The organism is Elusimicrobiota bacterium, assembly GCA_016721625.1.
GTDB lineage: Bacteria > Elusimicrobiota > Elusimicrobia > FEN-1173 > FEN-1173 > JADKHR01.
Window position 1 is genome coordinate 39475 of record JADKHR010000002.1, and the last position, 14583, is coordinate 54057.

At 58.4% G+C, this 14583-nt stretch carries 20 protein-coding genes and 2 pseudogenes; 1 reads left to right on the forward strand and 21 read right to left on the reverse strand.

What is annotated here, in order from left to right:
* Nucleotides 1-91: 91 nt before the first annotated feature.
* The 21 genes and pseudogenes from IPP35_12360 to IPP35_12460 form a co-directional block, all read right to left on the reverse strand.
* On the reverse strand, nt 92-361 hold the full coding sequence (locus IPP35_12360; GenBank protein MBL0059857.1) for a hypothetical protein: 270 nt from the start codon (nt 359-361) through the stop codon (nt 92-94).
* A complete protein-coding gene (locus IPP35_12365; GenBank protein ID MBL0059858.1) occupies nt 358-1290 on the reverse strand; it encodes a hypothetical protein in 933 nt (310 codons plus the stop codon). Before IPP35_12365 ends, IPP35_12360 begins: the two co-directional genes overlap by 4 nt.
* Complete coding sequence (locus IPP35_12370) at nt 1287-2336, reverse strand: M4 family metallopeptidase (protein MBL0059859.1); 1050 nt, start codon at nt 2334-2336, stop codon at nt 1287-1289. The genes IPP35_12365 and IPP35_12370 overlap by 4 nt, the downstream gene beginning before the upstream one ends.
* The gene (locus IPP35_12375) at nt 2324-2791 is read right to left on the reverse strand and encodes a hypothetical protein (protein MBL0059860.1); all 468 of its coding nucleotides are present in this window, start codon (nt 2789-2791) and stop codon (nt 2324-2326) included. Before IPP35_12375 ends, IPP35_12370 begins: the two co-directional genes overlap by 13 nt.
* Nucleotides 2792-2848: 57 nt before the next feature.
* Nucleotides 2849-3244 (reverse strand): hypothetical protein, encoded by a 396-nt coding sequence (locus IPP35_12380; GenBank protein ID MBL0059861.1) that lies wholly within the window; start codon nt 3242-3244, stop codon nt 2849-2851.
* Complete coding sequence (locus IPP35_12385) at nt 3241-3990, reverse strand: hypothetical protein (protein MBL0059862.1); 750 nt, start codon at nt 3988-3990, stop codon at nt 3241-3243. The genes IPP35_12380 and IPP35_12385 overlap by 4 nt, the downstream gene beginning before the upstream one ends.
* A gap of 306 nt (nt 3991-4296) precedes the next feature.
* The gene (locus IPP35_12390) at nt 4297-4545 is read right to left on the reverse strand and encodes a hypothetical protein (protein MBL0059863.1); all 249 of its coding nucleotides are present in this window, start codon (nt 4543-4545) and stop codon (nt 4297-4299) included.
* A 419-nt stretch (nt 4546-4964) separates the two neighbouring features.
* The gene (locus IPP35_12395; GenBank protein MBL0059864.1) at nt 4965-5180 is read right to left on the reverse strand and encodes a hypothetical protein; all 216 of its coding nucleotides are present in this window, start codon (nt 5178-5180) and stop codon (nt 4965-4967) included.
* A gap of 8 nt (nt 5181-5188) precedes the next feature.
* A complete protein-coding gene (locus IPP35_12400; protein MBL0059865.1) occupies nt 5189-5689 on the reverse strand; it encodes a type II secretion system protein in 501 nt (166 codons plus the stop codon).
* Nucleotides 5690-6841 carry a prepilin-type N-terminal cleavage/methylation domain-containing protein gene (locus tag IPP35_12405; GenBank protein ID MBL0059866.1) on the reverse strand — a complete coding sequence of 384 codons (1152 nt, stop codon included), beginning with the start codon at nt 6839-6841 and terminating at the stop codon, nt 5690-5692.
* Nucleotides 6838-7086: a hypothetical protein gene (locus tag IPP35_12410; protein MBL0059867.1), complete on the reverse strand. Its 249-nt coding sequence runs from the start codon at nt 7084-7086 to the stop codon at nt 6838-6840. The genes IPP35_12405 and IPP35_12410 overlap by 4 nt, the downstream gene beginning before the upstream one ends.
* Nucleotides 7052-7681: an FG-GAP repeat protein gene (locus tag IPP35_12415; GenBank protein MBL0059868.1), complete on the reverse strand. Its 630-nt coding sequence runs from the start codon at nt 7679-7681 to the stop codon at nt 7052-7054. Before IPP35_12415 ends, IPP35_12410 begins: the two co-directional genes overlap by 35 nt.
* Nucleotides 7666-8472 (reverse strand): hypothetical protein, encoded by an 807-nt coding sequence (locus tag IPP35_12420; GenBank protein MBL0059869.1) that lies wholly within the window; start codon nt 8470-8472, stop codon nt 7666-7668. Before IPP35_12420 ends, IPP35_12415 begins: the two co-directional genes overlap by 16 nt.
* A 905-nt stretch (nt 8473-9377) precedes the next feature.
* Nucleotides 9378-9542 carry a hypothetical protein gene (locus IPP35_12425; GenBank protein ID MBL0059870.1) on the reverse strand — a complete coding sequence of 55 codons (165 nt, stop codon included), beginning with the start codon at nt 9540-9542 and terminating at the stop codon, nt 9378-9380.
* 135 nt (nt 9543-9677) lie between these two features.
* Nucleotides 9678-10097: a ribonuclease E/G gene (locus IPP35_12430; protein ID MBL0059871.1), complete on the reverse strand. Its 420-nt coding sequence runs from the start codon at nt 10095-10097 to the stop codon at nt 9678-9680.
* A pseudogene (locus IPP35_12435) lies at nt 10085-10543 on the reverse strand (ribonuclease E/G). The gene IPP35_12430 and the pseudogene IPP35_12435 overlap by 13 nt, the downstream one beginning before the upstream one ends.
* Nucleotides 10544-10619: 76 nt before the next feature.
* Entirely contained in the window at nt 10620-10802 is a 183-nt protein-coding gene (locus IPP35_12440; GenBank protein MBL0059872.1) for a hypothetical protein, read from the reverse strand.
* A gap of 231 nt (nt 10803-11033) precedes the next feature.
* Nucleotides 11034-11358, reverse strand: a pseudogene (locus IPP35_12445) (FtsW/RodA/SpoVE family cell cycle protein).
* A 133-nt stretch (nt 11359-11491) separates the two neighbouring features.
* Complete coding sequence (locus tag IPP35_12450) at nt 11492-11710, reverse strand: hypothetical protein (protein ID MBL0059873.1); 219 nt, start codon at nt 11708-11710, stop codon at nt 11492-11494.
* A gap of 644 nt (nt 11711-12354) precedes the next feature.
* Nucleotides 12355-12603, reverse strand: coding sequence for a hypothetical protein (locus IPP35_12455; protein ID MBL0059874.1), 249 nt, complete (start codon nt 12601-12603; stop codon nt 12355-12357).
* 146 nt (nt 12604-12749) lie between these two features.
* Nucleotides 12750-13151, reverse strand: a complete 402-nt coding sequence (locus IPP35_12460) for a hypothetical protein (protein ID MBL0059875.1) — start codon at nt 13149-13151, stop codon at nt 12750-12752.
* Between the two features lie 23 nt (nt 13152-13174).
* Here IPP35_12460 and IPP35_12465 point away from each other — a divergent pair, with 23 nt between their 5' ends.
* Complete coding sequence (locus IPP35_12465; protein MBL0059876.1) at nt 13175-13396, forward strand: hypothetical protein; 222 nt, start codon at nt 13175-13177, stop codon at nt 13394-13396.
* The last annotated feature ends 1187 nt before the right edge of the window (nt 13397-14583 follow it).

The window sequence follows — 14583 nt, forward strand, 5'->3', positions numbered from 1 at the left end:
GTCAACCCCAGGAGCGTCGACGCCAGGCCCAGGGCTCGGGTCAGGATCGCTGAGGTTTTGGAGGTTTTCTCCGTTTCTTTGACGAGCCGGGTCAACCGGGCCTGGGCCACCCGGCTTGGGCGATGAGCCTTTTCGTTTCTTTAGACCAATCGTTCAAGACCGAACGGCGAAGCCGCGCGATTTCCGTGCGGAGGGATTGCCCGCGGACGGTCAATTCTTTGGCCAGGGCGTTGTTCTTCGCCTCTTTGGCCTGCCGCGCCAGGAAGAGTATGGCGATGCGGGATTCGGACAAGGATTCGAGAAGCGGGAGGGAGAGAACCGTTAAATCTCCCGTGGTTTTCTTGGCGTCTTTCCCTTTCATCGGGCTTTCTCCAACTCTCTTGTGCGGCGGGCCACCTGGTCGGCGAAGGCGGCGAGATCAGTCAGGGCCTTTTGGGGCTTGGCGTTTCGGGCCAGTCCCTCCGCTAAATCGGCGTGGGCCTTCGGCAAACCATTGTAGAAAAGGGAGAGCGCTTTCAGGGAATCCATGGCGTCGGCGTATTCGGCGTTGAGGTTGAAAATCGATCGGGCCAGGGTATTCCGGCCGGGGGCGCGCTTGTCGTCCCAGCGCGCGTGGATGGATTCCATTCGGTCGGCATAGGCGGCCTTGAGGTCGGCGCGGATGATGTCGATGAGCGTCAGGCCTTGCGTTGCGTAGGATTCCACCCACGGTTGGTTTTCCTGGACGGCGGCGCGGAGTTTCTTGGCGCGCCCCTGCCGTTTAAAGGCGAGCAAACTCTCGGAAGAAAAGGCGGCGGCTCCGGCGGGAAAAAGGTTCGGCCGGTTCTTCGCTTGGAGAATGGTGTCCCCGGCGTCGCGGAGGTTTTTGTTGATGGCGGCGGCCAGGGCCTCCAGGTCCTCTGACTCCTGGGGAACCCCTTGGGCCACCCGGGTCAAGAGTTGGGTGTATCCCAGAAAACCGGCGTTCAAGTCTTCCAGGGCGCGCAAGGTCAGCCGTGCTTCCCAATGGGGAGCCGTGGCCGGCATGGACCAGGCGTATCCTTGGGCGTCCTTCAGCATATATTGGCTCAAGGGAGCGTCCTTCGAATCGGCCAGGGCATCCACGTCGGATTCCCGGGTCCACTCCACGTCCCGGGCCATTTCGGCGGCCAGGCCCTTTTGGCCGTTCGCCACAGCTGTTTCAAAAGTTTGGAACGGCGCGGGGCGAAGGGGAGCGCAGGCGGCCAGACAAAGGATCATTCCCAGGGGGGCCACCCAAAAGCCGAGAGGGAAATAAACTTCTCTCCTCATTTGACCCCCACGGATTTCCAGGCGTTCTTCACCGCCGCGCTTTCGGAACTCAGGGGCCCGTAAAGGGCGGCGGCTTTTTCCGCCGTGGCCTTGGCCGCGGTAGCGAACGGGCTCCGCGGCGACAACGTCAAAAGTGCCTGGTACCAAATGCGCCCCGCCTTCTCCCAGGCTTTTCCCCCCATCTCCATGGCGGCCAAATAAAAGGCGTGGTTCGGGATGCCGGAATTGATGTGGACCCCGCCGTAATCATCCTCGCCCGTGTATTTCTCTTTCATGTGGGCGGGCTGGGGGTCAGTGCCGATGTCCGGATCGTTGGCGTAAGCGGTGCCGGGGGCGGCGAAACTTCGAAGCGCGCGGCGCGTCGGGGTTTTAACCAAAAGGTCGCCGCCGATCAGCCAATCCGCCTGTTTCACCGTTTGCCCCAAACGCCACTGCTTCACCAAAATCCCAAAAACGTCGGCGAAGTGCTCGTTCAAAGCCCCCGGCTCGCCTTCATAATCCAAATTGGCCGTGTGGGTCACCACGCCGTGGGTTAATTCGTGGGCGACCACATCCAGCGCCTTGGTGAACCGGACGAATGTCCGCCCGTCGCCGTCGCCGTAGGCCATTTGTTCCCCGTTCCAGAACGCGTTGGTGTAGTTCCGGCCCACGTGGACGCTGGAGATCAAAGACATCCCCCGGTCGTCCAGAGAATTCCGGCCAAAGAGTTTCAAATAGAAGTCGTAGGTGTCGCCGGAATGGTCATAGGCCTCGTTGGCGGCGGGGTCCTTCGACCCCTTTTCACCCTCCGAGCGGACCAAGAGCCCGGGCAGGGATTCTTTCCGCTTGGCGTCATAAATGAGCCGGTGCTTTTTCCCCTGGGGCGACGGAATGGCCGCCATGGCGGGCAAGGTCGCGAGCGTGCTCCGAGCCGCGCGGGCGGCGGCGGAAGCGGCCAAACTTTTCAACGCCCAGCGCCGCGTTTCCGCGTTCGGAGACTCCGCCATCCGTTCCAGCAGGAACGGAGGTAAAATCCCGGGGCAAAAGGAATTCGTCAAGCGATCCATTGGGAGATGAACTTCAGGGCTTTTCGGCCCTTGCCCAGGAGGGATTGAAGCTCCTGGAGTCGTTTTTCTTGGGGAGACGCGGCGCCGGGTCCGCCGTTCAAGAGTTTAGCCAACTGTTCCTCCGCCCGGTCCAGCCGTTTGGTGAACCCTTCCCGAAGACGGCGCAGAGCGACTTCTTTAATGTCCCGGTTCGCCTCATAAAAATCCTTGCGGCTTCCCACGACGGAAACGGGCCGAACGGCCCCCCAGGATTCCAGGAGCCGGATGTTGATGCTGACGTTTCCTTTGCTCATGGACAAATGACGGCCGATATCTTCCAACGCCATGGGGCTTTCTTGAAGGTAGAGCAGGCCGTAGATTTGGCCCAGGGAGCGGTTGAAACTGAACGACTCCGCCAGTTCCCCCGCCAGGCGGGCGAACTCGGCATCGACGGCGGGACTGGGGTGGGTGGCCATAGGGTTCTGAACGTTTAGTGCGTTCTAAACAAAGCATATCCCAGGAAGGGGTTCTTGTCAAGGGCCCGGAGGGGCCCCCGCCAACCCCTGAACGACCCCCACCAGGTAGCCGAAACATCGTTTGGGGTTGTCGGGTTTTTTCTCCCCCAAGAGGTGGAGGGCCTGGTCCATTACCTGGCGGCCGTAGCGGGTTTCCAGGGCCATGGATTTTTCTACGATGTCCGCGTCCGAATCCTCATAGAGGAGCCTGGCCACCGCCCGCCCCCGGGCCACCGCGGCGGGTCCGTATTGGTTTTCCAGCGCCTGAAACCGTTTTTGCAAAGCCGCGGGGTCATAAAAGGGCGCGGGGGTGTAGGTGTTGGCATGGCGCTGGGGGTCGGCCGGGGTGGGTTGATCGTCGTATTCCACCTCCAACAAATTGTTCCGTCGCAGATCCACCACACCCACGCTCAACGTGTCAATCGTGAAGCCATGGCGGGTCGCCAGCGCGTTCCGGCCGAAAGACCACCGGGGCGTGATCGGCGAAACGGCGGAATAGTGGAGGTCCAGGAGCAGGAACGCCTTTCCGGACAAGGACAGCCGCCGGTCCCATCCAAACTCGAAATAGTCCGCCGGAAGCTCGACCCTTTCAGCCGTGGAAAGCGCCAGCCGGACGGAGGGGTCTTCCCCATAAACCTCACGGACGTCCAAAAGCCCGTAGAAGTCCCGCAGTCGACGGAAACCCGGTGCAGGCGTCGCCGGTTGGCCACGGGGCCCTCGTCTTTTGGCGCCCAAAACCGCCACAGCGGCCGGGACATCCACCGATGCAAAGCTCGACGTGGACACGCCGATTTTAAGGAAGTGCAGGTAAAGGTCCAGGGCCCATTCGTCTTTCCGGCGAACGATTTCCCCAGCTTGCCCGGTGGGAAAAGGAGACCCAAGGGCACGGGAACGATGCCGCCCGAAAAGGGATCGGGGGGAGCTCGGCGCGACACGTCGGCCATTCGGGCCAGGAGGGTTTTGGCGACGGACGTGGAACGAATTAAAACATCCGCCTCCACATTTTTCTCCAGCGCCGCCGAGGTCCAGTTGGTGGAACCCAGGAGGACGGTCTTCCCGTCCACCACCAGCGCCTTGGCGTGGAGCACGGGCCCCTGGGCGTAAAACACGTTCACCCCGCCCCGCCGGAGGGCCTCTGCCGCGGGAGCGTTCCGGTCCAACAGATCGAAAGCCTGGCCCCCGGATCCAAAGGACCTCCACCCGCAGGCCCCTCTGCCGGGCTTGGATGAGCGAGTTTAATAAGCGGGAGGGCCGCCCGGGGCTGGGCCGCTTGGCGGGCGAACAGATAAAGGAAAAGATGTGCGATTCCCGGGCCCCATCGATCTCGCGGAGGGCCACGTCGGTGTAAGCGCCGGCCGGCACCAGTTCGGTCTCCGAGGCCCACGAGAGGCGCGCGCCGAAAGCAAACACCCAGCCGACCACGACCCAACTCAACCGTCGGCAAGCCAAAAGAGCGCTCCCTCCCATCAAGCCGAGCCGGGGGAAGCGCGTTGGGAAAGGTATCTCACCAAGGGCCGGGCGGCCAGAGGCACCGAGGCTTCGTCCAAAAGGACGTCCCGGATCCCTCTCGCCTCCGCGAGGGTGAGACGGTACGTTTTCAGGTCCCGGCCCAGGCCCCGCCCCCTGGATGAGGCAAAAGCGTGCCGCACCCCGCGCCGGGCCGCCGGAGGCAGGTCGTCCAGCCGAACCTCGCAGGTCTTCCGCACGCCGGCCACTCCCCCCGCCTCGACAAAATGGATTCGATCAGCGGCGGGGCCCGCCGCCTTCGAATCAGACGGACGAACCCTCTTAGAGGGGCCCATAGGTTCTGGATTTAAAAAGGTTCGGAAAACTCAAAGGGAGCCGGACAGGAAGGCCCGCCTTTTTCGAAACGACAGCGATCTGTTACGCATGTCGACAATTTTACAGTAAAACGACCGCCATAGGCGACGCAGATTGCACTGGTTCCCGATGGGTGGGACGCGACAGGAACCGCATCTCAAATTTCAACTCCCGCGAACCAACTGCACCTTTCGGGTTAACCGGATAATGAGTGCCCGATTAGGGGGTCCCGACATGGGTTATTTGCACAGAAATCACCGTTCCGCTACCCAAAAAACTTGGCTGTTGGTTTGGGGTAGTGTATTATCCCAGGTCAGCTATTGGCACTAAGGAGTGCCGCGTTGGTAGCGGTGATTCCGGAATAATATTCGTCCATGTGAATACGGCCCCGGTTGCTTCCTCGCAGGTGAAGGGCGCTCCATTTGACGAGGATCATGGTTAAGGGCAACAGGATTAAAAGCAAGAACACGATCATTAAGATCGCCGCCCCGGCTTTTTTTTGATGCTTGAGGGATCGATTTTTTTTCATGGCCAATCCTAAGTATTCACGATGAGAACGGAAAGGACTGTCACTTTCCCTACCACATTGGTGACCCGGACAGTCACCCTTTTACAATTCGTTGGGGCGGTAGATGACACCACTTGTCCGGAAGCGTTGAGGGTCACGTAGTCCACATCCACGTGCCTTCCGTAACGCACGGAGGAGGCTAAAGAGTCCGGCAAGCTGAAGTTATTCCAATCGTCCACGTCATCGAAATCCCCAGGACCCGATTCACCGCTATCGGGCCCCAAAACGGAGGAAGCCGAACTTAAATTTTCATCCCACCTCATGGAACGGATTTTGTCGATCAACCGCTGGGCCACGGCGGTGGACTTGGTGACGTCCCAGGAATCCGTCACCGAGCGAATGGACGTCATGAAGACGGACAGGATAAGGATCATCACCGGCACCAGAATGATCACGGAAACCACAATCTCCGCCAAGGTGAAACCGCTTTGCGAGAACGAACGCCCCTTGGAAGTGGCCCGGGACCGCATTTAAGGCGCCTCCGGAAAAACGGAAAACACCAACTCGAGGGCGTTCCGGGTGGTTGACGGAGACGCGACCGATCCGCCGAGCGGGGCCCCCACCTCTCCCGATTCCAAAAAGATGACGAGCGGAAAATTCATGCCTTTCGAAAATCCGAAAGGGAGAGGGCTGGCAGGACCCAGGCCTGGGCTGGCCAAAATCCATCCCACCCAAAGCCGCCGGATATTGTTGAGCGACCCTTGGGATGACCAAGGGCCGCCGGGCACCAGCCTCCGTTCCCGGATCAACTGCCCGCTATTTCCATGAGGCGCCAAACGATATCGTATCCGTACGCGTCGACTGGTGGCGCCGCTCACCTCAAATCGATCGAACTCGAAAGTCACCCCATTGGTCGTCGTTAGGTCCAACGAGAGGGGCGTCACCACAATGTCGTCGTACGCGGCGTCGAGGGTAAAGGAATCCGTCAGGGACGCTCCGGCTTCAACCCGATAATTATAAGTTCCAACAGCCGTAAAGGAGGAAACAAGATAAACCCATGTTTGCGGGGGAGAAGCGAGCGTGATGGCCAGTGCGGAGGAAAGAAGAGGAGGCCAGGGAACGGGATCGCCTAGAAGCACCGAGTCCGCTCCCCGACCGATATTTGATTTATAAGTCCGGATCCCCACCCCGAACAGGTAGATATTCTGGCCCACCAACGAAAACGTCGCCGATTGCGCGGCAAATTGCCTGTTGTCATCCAAAGAGACGATCAGCCCGTAATGTCCATTCAACACCGAGACCGGACGGCCGCTGATATACCCTATTCGGTAAGAAAATTGAGAGTTTGAAATCGTCGGCGGGTACGGGACGCACGTCCATCCCCCCGGGGGAGGAGGCAAAGTCGTTGACATCGCTGTCGGCGTTTCCTCAAAACCGCAATTGGGGACGGCGTTTCCAATGGAATGGCGCGGGGCCGAGAGAAGATCTTTTTCGATGACGTATTTGGCGATTTGCAGATCCCTTTGCAAAGGGATCGATCTCTGGACCCCGCCTAACCCATCGACAAAATTCCGCATCATCTTGAAAATAAAAAGGCCAAGAATGGAAACCAACGAAATAGCCACCACCATCTCAATGAGCGTAAAGCCGCGGGGGCGGCCCTTCCCGTTTAGGATTTTCAAGGGGCACCCACGTCTTGCCCAAGGATCCGCCCCACGGATCGGTCCGGCAAAGTGTACAGAAAGGAGACCACTCGCTGAACGAACCCCTTCTTCTCGATGGTGGTCATGACTTTCACATGGCGTTCCGTGTTCCAGTTGTTTTCGAAATAGGCGAGGTTGGTTTCAATGTGGGACCGCACCACATCCATATCCCCATCTCCGTCAAAATCACTAACAGCCAATCCCCCCCCGCGGGTGATATTCATGGCCGGAAGAGCGCCGTTTTCGACCAAGGGGATGGATCTCCAGGCCGTGATCGGGTTCGTGGGAAGCGATCCGGAGTTCAGCCAGAGGGTCGTCACCGTGCTTTTTCCCGCCGGCAAAGTGGGAGGTTCGGAGCGCTCCCGAAAAAGCAACGATATCCAACAAACCGTCGTTATTGAAATCGGCCACGCGGATGTCGAGTATATTGCCCAAGGTGTTCGCTCCGGCCAGCGGGGTCTGGGTCCAGTTAACGCAATTCGCGCCACCCTGAAGACTGCCGGAAAAAATGGAAATCGGCGAGCCGGTCTGATTTCCCCCGGCGATGATCTCTTGGCACCCGCCTGGAATCACATCGGAGACGGTCACCGCGCGGAAGACGGGGAACTGGTTATGGACCACGACCTTGGTGAAAGGTAAGCCGCTAAAAATGTCCCCGCTGGGATTCTTTAAGTAAAACAATTCCTGGTCATTGCCGCCGGTTGGGCCATCCTCGCCAATGACCAGATCCGGAAAGGTGTCGCCATCGATGTCGGCGGACGAAATAACAATGCCGAACCGATCGCGATAGGGGGCGCCGGCCACTATGACGGGAGCCACATTCCCAACTGTTTGGCTGAACAAACCCGGTCCGGCTCCATTGTTTTTAAAAACGTATAGCCCTGATTCCCCGAAAGGGCACCGCCATGAGCCAAAACGGCTAAGTCTAATTTACCGTCCAAGTTCATGTTAACCAAGGTTCCCGCCTGCGTATCATCGACACTGTAACTAGTTAAGCCCACTGAAAAATGCCCTGGGGTGTTCCATGGATCAACAGCATTGAATTGTTTGAACTGTATTTTATTGGTCGTCAAAGGAATGCTTTCAAACCAAGCCACTCGCCCGGCGCCGAGAGCGAAGTCGGTTGTGTTGTTTCCCGTACTGGCCCAAACAACGATATCGTTGTCTGAGTCGCCATCCAAATCCGCCACTTGAAGATTTTTTCCGTTGTAAATTTCGGGGGGATTGCCGGTGTTGAGGTTAACAAAACAAGGTTCGAAATACCCGTTTCCATTGTTTTGGCAGGCCGGGTCCCCTCCGGTATATTGGATAAAGGTGGAGTTGGGAGCTCCCACAATCCCAGCCAAAACGTTGGGCGAACTTGAGCCAGCGACGGCGAGATTAATTGGATTATGCAGGTAATGGGTCGGAGGAATCCATCCCCTGGGGTTTGAAAATCGTTCGCCTGGACGGCCGTCGGCCAGAATAACGACGTCGGCTAACTGGTCTCCGTTTATATCGCACGCTTGAACCGCGCCATGAAGGCTTAAGAAGGAAAAAGAAGCCGCGGTCATGTCATACCCGGCGCCCGTTCCGGTAAAATCAATCGTTTCAAATAAATCGGCCCGCACCGGAAAGCGAGCAGAATACCCCCGCCCAACACCCCGATACCTCCAAAAAAGAACCTCGAAAGCGATTCGATAACGTATGCATTTATGACCCCCTCATTGAGCATAACCCCAAAAGGAAGAAAAAGCAATGAAACAATTTTGTCCTGTCGGTTTCCTTACATGCAACACAATGACTCGCTCTTAAGGAAAAATGTTAAGAATGAAGCCAATTGAAACCTGGCCATTCCTGTCGGTAACGCCCGGCCAAACCCGCGCCGCCTGACTTTCCATAACCAAGCCTACACGCCCGATAACGTCCCAGTTGGTGTGCAAATAAAAAATCAAACGTCCGGGCGATAAAATAACCGGCCGTTTTAAAACGCACAAACCACCATGGTATACTACCATATGGCCGGTTGCAGAGAAATAGGACGGTGATAATTTAATAACTTAGTGGCCCCCTCCATTGAATTTCTGTGTCAGTTTAGCGCTCTGAAGCGATTTTTGTAGTGGCCCGATTTATCGGGCGATTTTCCGTCAGAAGACCTTGTCCTGGAAAAAGGTGGCCCCCTCCATGGGGCCACTACAAAAATCATGCGTCATCGGATGAACCAAGCGGCTAAAGAGACACGAATTTCTATTATTTCCAAAATGCCGCGCCAGCCACGTCTCCGTGTTCCTGGAGGGTTATACGACGTCATCGTCGAAGCATTGAGCCCGGACGATTCTCGCAGTGGAAGGGATTTGGTTGTATTTGTCGGAAGGGAAAAATGGGATTCCCGCCACGGAAATCAACAAATTCTCTCCTTTTCCACCGACGTTATCAAAAGCCATTCTTCGAGAAGAAAGACGGTTGGATGAAAACTTCTTTAAGTTATAAAGTTATCACCGTCCCTATTCGACATAAAAAATCGCCTATGATCCGGTCAATCAATCACGATGCGGTAGTCTTCCCAGGGGAGGTGGGGTCGATGGCGATCGTGAGCGAGCGTTTGATGATTTTTCCAGGCGGTCTTGGCGTTCGCGGACGAAGTCGCCCACGCTGGGCGGAGCGTGATTTGGAGACGGCCTTCCGAGCGGCCTTGGGTCATTTCCAAAATTTCTTTTGGAGTTTTAGATACATCGACTCCCAGGAGAGGACGTTGCCGGACCCGGCGCATTCGGGGCAGGGTTCGGACAACAAGAGGACAACAGCGATTCCCGGCGGCGTTCCCGGGTCATCTCGACTAAGCCCAGGCGCGTGATGGGAGGATTTTAATTTTCGCCCGGTCGTTCCGCGTGGCTTGCTCCAAGACCTCCACCACTTTGATTTGGTTCCGTTTCCGCCGCATGTCGATGAAATCGATCACGATGATGCCGCCGATGTTTCGGATCCGCAGCTGTTTGGCCACTTCCTCGGCGGCTTCCAGGTTCGTGGCCGTGACGGTTTCTTCCTGGGATTTGTGGCCGACGAATTTGCCGGTGTTGACGTCGATGGCGCAGAGGGACTCGGCCTCCTGGATGATGATGTAGCCGCCCGGACGGAGATCGATCCTTTGTTGACGGATATGGGCCAGTTCTCGGTCCACGCCGAAGGCTTGGAAAATCGGCGTTTTGCCGGTGTAATGCTGGACCCGGTCGGCGAACTCCGGCGCCAGGATTTCCACGAACTTTTGACGTCTTTGTATTCCTCCTTGTCGTCAATCAGAAAAATGTTCGCGTCGTTGTTCAACAGGTCCCGCGCCACCTGAAACGTCAAGCCCAGTTCCCGGTGGATCAGGGTGCCGGTTTGGGCACTCTCGTATTTCCTTTGAATGGTTTCCCACAGTTTGGCCAAATATTTCATTTCGGCCTTCCTGGTTCGCCCTCGTCGGCGCCCTCGGCTTCGGTGCGGACGATCATGCCGCCCGGCAAATTCCCTCGTCAATGATGCGCCGCAGTCGTTCCCGCTCCTCGGTTCCTCGATGTGTTTTGAAACGCCCACGTGTTCGCTTTTGGGCATGTAGATGAGGTACCGCCCCGGGAGTGAAATGTCCATGGTGACTTTCATGCCTTTGGTGCTGATCGCCTCTTTCGCGACCTGAACCATCAGGTCTTCCCCGCGTTTCAGCATCTTTTCAATGTGGCGATCCTTCGAGGGACTCACGACGTCCGTCACATACAGGTAGGCGTTCTTTCGAACCCCGTGCTCACGAAGGCGCTGGAAATGCCGGGAAGAACATTTTCCAGCCCCCCTTGTAGATGTTGCCCACCAGTTTCGCCATGCCGAGCGCGGGGCGCTCGATCATGAACTCCGCCAGATGCCCTTCCTCTAAAACGGCGATCCGCGTTTCTTCCGGTAAAACGTTGGCGATAATTTCTCTAATATGCATTGACTCCCTTTCAATGTTTACAAAATGTACCGACGCAAATGGATGGACAACAACAGGCCTATTGCCATAAAAGAGCCCACGAGCCCGGACCCGCCATACGACAAAGGAAAGGCAGGGGAACCCCTGTCACGGGCATGAGGCCCATGGCCATTCCGATATTGATAAGCCCCGAAAAAGTGAAAAAGGCGCCCAGGCCCGTGGCCAGGTATCGTCCGAAATAATCCCGCGCCGTCAACGCGATATCAAAAGCCCGCCACGCGACCCAAAATAAACCGCCAAGAGAAAAAGGCCCCCAAAACCGGTTTCCTCTCCCACCAAGGAAAAAATAAAGTCCGTGTGTTTCTCCGGCAAGAAACCCAACTGGCTCTGGCTTCCCGAGAGATCCCTTTCCCAACAATCGCCCGGACCCGACGGCGATTTTCGATTGCAAAATGTTATGCCCGGCCCCCAACGGATCCACGGCCGGATCAACGAAAGCGATCAGCCGTTTGCGTTGGTAGGGTTTAATGGCCCGGTCCACCACGAAAGAACCCGCCACGCCCATGACGATCACCATCAAAGCCACCGCCAAAGGAAACCCTGACAGGACCCGCCACTTCCGCAGAAACCACCAGGCGAACCACCGCCGCCAACCCGGACCACACAGCAAGAAGAGGGCCGGTTTCCTGAAACGCCCGCGACGATCCAGGTCATGGCAGGACTGTCGATCCAGCGATCGCTGACGATGGAAAATAGGTCCCGGTCAGCGGAATGCCGAGCGCCAAAACCGGCCGCAAGCCAGGATCGTGACTAAGAAAACCCAACGGCATCCCGCGGCGAAACAGGACCGCCAACGTCATGGGCCCCATCACCAGCGCGCTGGAAAGGTCCGGCTGAAGAAGCACCAACCCGAAATGAACCGCCGCCAAGAGGATGGGGATGGACCCGCGCCAGTGGCGGAGGTCCCTGCCTCGGGCGTTTCACATAAGCCGGCCAGCGCCACCGCCAGGCCAACCGCGTGATCTCCACCGGTTGAAAATAGATGTCCCAAATCGATCCAGGACCGGCTTCCCCTCAGCCGCGTCCCCACCACGAGCGTGAAAATTAAGAGAAATGAACCCGCGAGGTATACGCCCTTGGCATAGGTTTGAAACACCTGATAGGGAGCAGCGCCAAGAAAATCATGGCCAGGAACCCACCCCAGCCCCAGCCCTTGCCGAGATAAATGAGCCGGCCGTGGCCTCCCTGGAGCGTGGCGGAAAAAATAAAGAGCAGTCCCCACCGAGGAAAGCGCGACCACCGACGCCAGAAGGCTCAATCAGCCGACGCCTAGACCCGGACCCCGCCGTGGTTTCCCCGCGCGAAAAACGCGGAACGTTGAAAACTCTCACAGGGTCGGCCTCGGGTAATAAGCCTCGATCATCGCTTTGGCAATCGGGCCCGCCGCCACCGAGCCCCTGGCCGCCGTTTTCGACGATATTAACCAACCCGCCGGTTCCCCGGCCGACCCGCGTAAACCAGCCGCCGGTGGTCCTCCCCATGGGGTTTTGCGCCGTTCCGGTTTTGGCCCTGATCACCAGGTTAGCCGATGAACGCTGGCCCGACCCTGGGTGACCACGCCCTCCAGCGCCCAGTGCAGGAAAATAGACCATACGCCGTTCGTCAAAACAACCCGGCGGCGGGCCTCGGGCTCTCCGCCGATAAAGGATTTTCTTGTCCGGCCCCACCGCGTGGAAGAACCGCAGCCAGGGCCGCCACACCGATCCGCCGTTGGCGATGGCCCGCCAGCAAGAACGGCCGCCTGGAGCAGCGTCGCCGTCATGGCCTTGCCCGATGCAGAAATTCAACGTGTCCCCTTCATACCACCTTGCTTTTGGATGCGCCTTTTCCAGTCCAGCCCGGCACGAGGCCGGGGAGCTCAGGCAAATCAGTCCGGACTTTTCACCAGATCCGACGCTGGCGTAGGTTTCAATGGAGATCGGGCCCCGCCGTCCGGCCCAGGTTGTAGAAGTAAACGTTGCAGGACGAAACCGGACCCGAAAAATCCAGAACCCCGTGGCGTTTCCAGCAACCGAACTTTTTGTTGCCCAGATCGGCCCAGGAACGCGTGCAGAGAATGCTTTGCCGGGTGTTCCACGTGGTGTCTTTCAGGACGGCGGCCGCCGTCCCGATCTTGAAAGATCGAGCCGGGCGGATAGATGCCCTGGAGCGCGCGATTAAAATGGCGGGTCCGGATCCCCAGGTAATCTTGCCCAGATTTTGGGATGGATCGTAGCCCGGCGCGCTGGCGAAGGCGAGCACGGCCCCGTGCGGGGCCAGCGCCGGCGGCTCCCCCGCCCCGTGGAAGCTCCACAACCCGGCCTCAGCCACGGATTTGGAGCCGTCGGTCCAGCGTGAGATGGATGTCGGCTCCTGGAACCGACAGAATTCCGGCGACCTACCTGGACGTGGCGGCCGGCGGCGTCCATTTCGAACTGCAGGCCTCAAGTCAATTTGCCCGCGCAGATCAGGGAGTCGTCATTTTTCAGGTCCGTTTTGCCGACCCATTGGCCGGGACGGAGGGCCTGATCCCGAGCGCGCCGGGGATTCCCCCCTTCGTCCACCTCCCCGCGTAGCCCAAGGATGGCAGGCCAGCTGGCCGGCAACGCGCCCGGCGTTGGGTTCGACTAAAACGTTCACACCGGGCAGGAAGATCCGCCGTTCCATGAGCGCCAGGGCGGTCTCACGGGATGTTGGTCAGGATCCGCGTCATCTTTCCGGACTTCCAGGCTTCCCCACCGAATCAGCGCCGCTCCGGCGCTGGAGCAGAATCGGCTCGCCAGTTCTTTCCATTTTCGCAGCGGGACGCTGCAGCAGGAGTTGTGGGCGTAGGAAAACCGCGGGGCGTTGTCCAAAAGGACTTCTTCCCCCGCGCCGTCCCGGGCGTAAACGAGACCCCGCGGGGCCAGGGCTTATGATTTGAAGTCCTGTTCATTTTCGGCCCGGCGGGCCACCTCAGTGCAAGCAACTTGGAATGAAGCGCGGAACACCCAGCGTGACGAACGCATATATGGCTAGAACCGCAGACCCCGGTTTGGGGTGAGGAAATTGAATTAAGAACAGTTTGTCCAACCTCAGAAGCCGGGCAGTCTGTGAGTGTAAATCCACTTGGCCCAGGGGCCAGGCCCACGCCGGGATGGACCACCAGGGCCGGTTGGAAAAACCGCGACAACCCCCCACCCGGCCCATAAAGGAAGTGTCCACCCACCTGCCAAGAAGATTCCTGGGTCACCAACTCATTTGGCGTTGAATTTTTGGACGGGGTTCCGGAAGCGCGTAACCCGCCAGGGCCAAGCCAACCCTGAACCCCAAAGCGGTTATCCATGGGCGTCAGGGCCAACCCCAGAGAAAACCAAGCCCTTAGCTGGGGTGGACCCGCCCAGGCCCAGGCAAGAACACAAAAAAAGCCAATGGGGTCGGGGGCGGGCGTGGCGCTTAATGAGAAAACCGGCTGGAACGACCAGCCCAGGATCGCCGTCAGAACGAAAAGAAATAAAATGCGCCGTTTCATGGGACAGGGTTCTCCACGGCAGCGGGTCGGCGGTGCGGGTCGAGATCAGCACTTCGCGCGTAACCCAACCAGGCGAAAGGAATCCACTGCGGCGCGTTTGGAACTGGCTCCGCCGCATCCAGCACGTCGGAGACCAGCCCACGGAGATATTGGCAGGATAAGCCTCGCCCAGGCCCGAAGTCGCCACCTCGTCGCCGGGTTGGATCGTTGAATCGGAAAACAAATAGTTTAAAGAGGCGCCCGGTGCCGCGG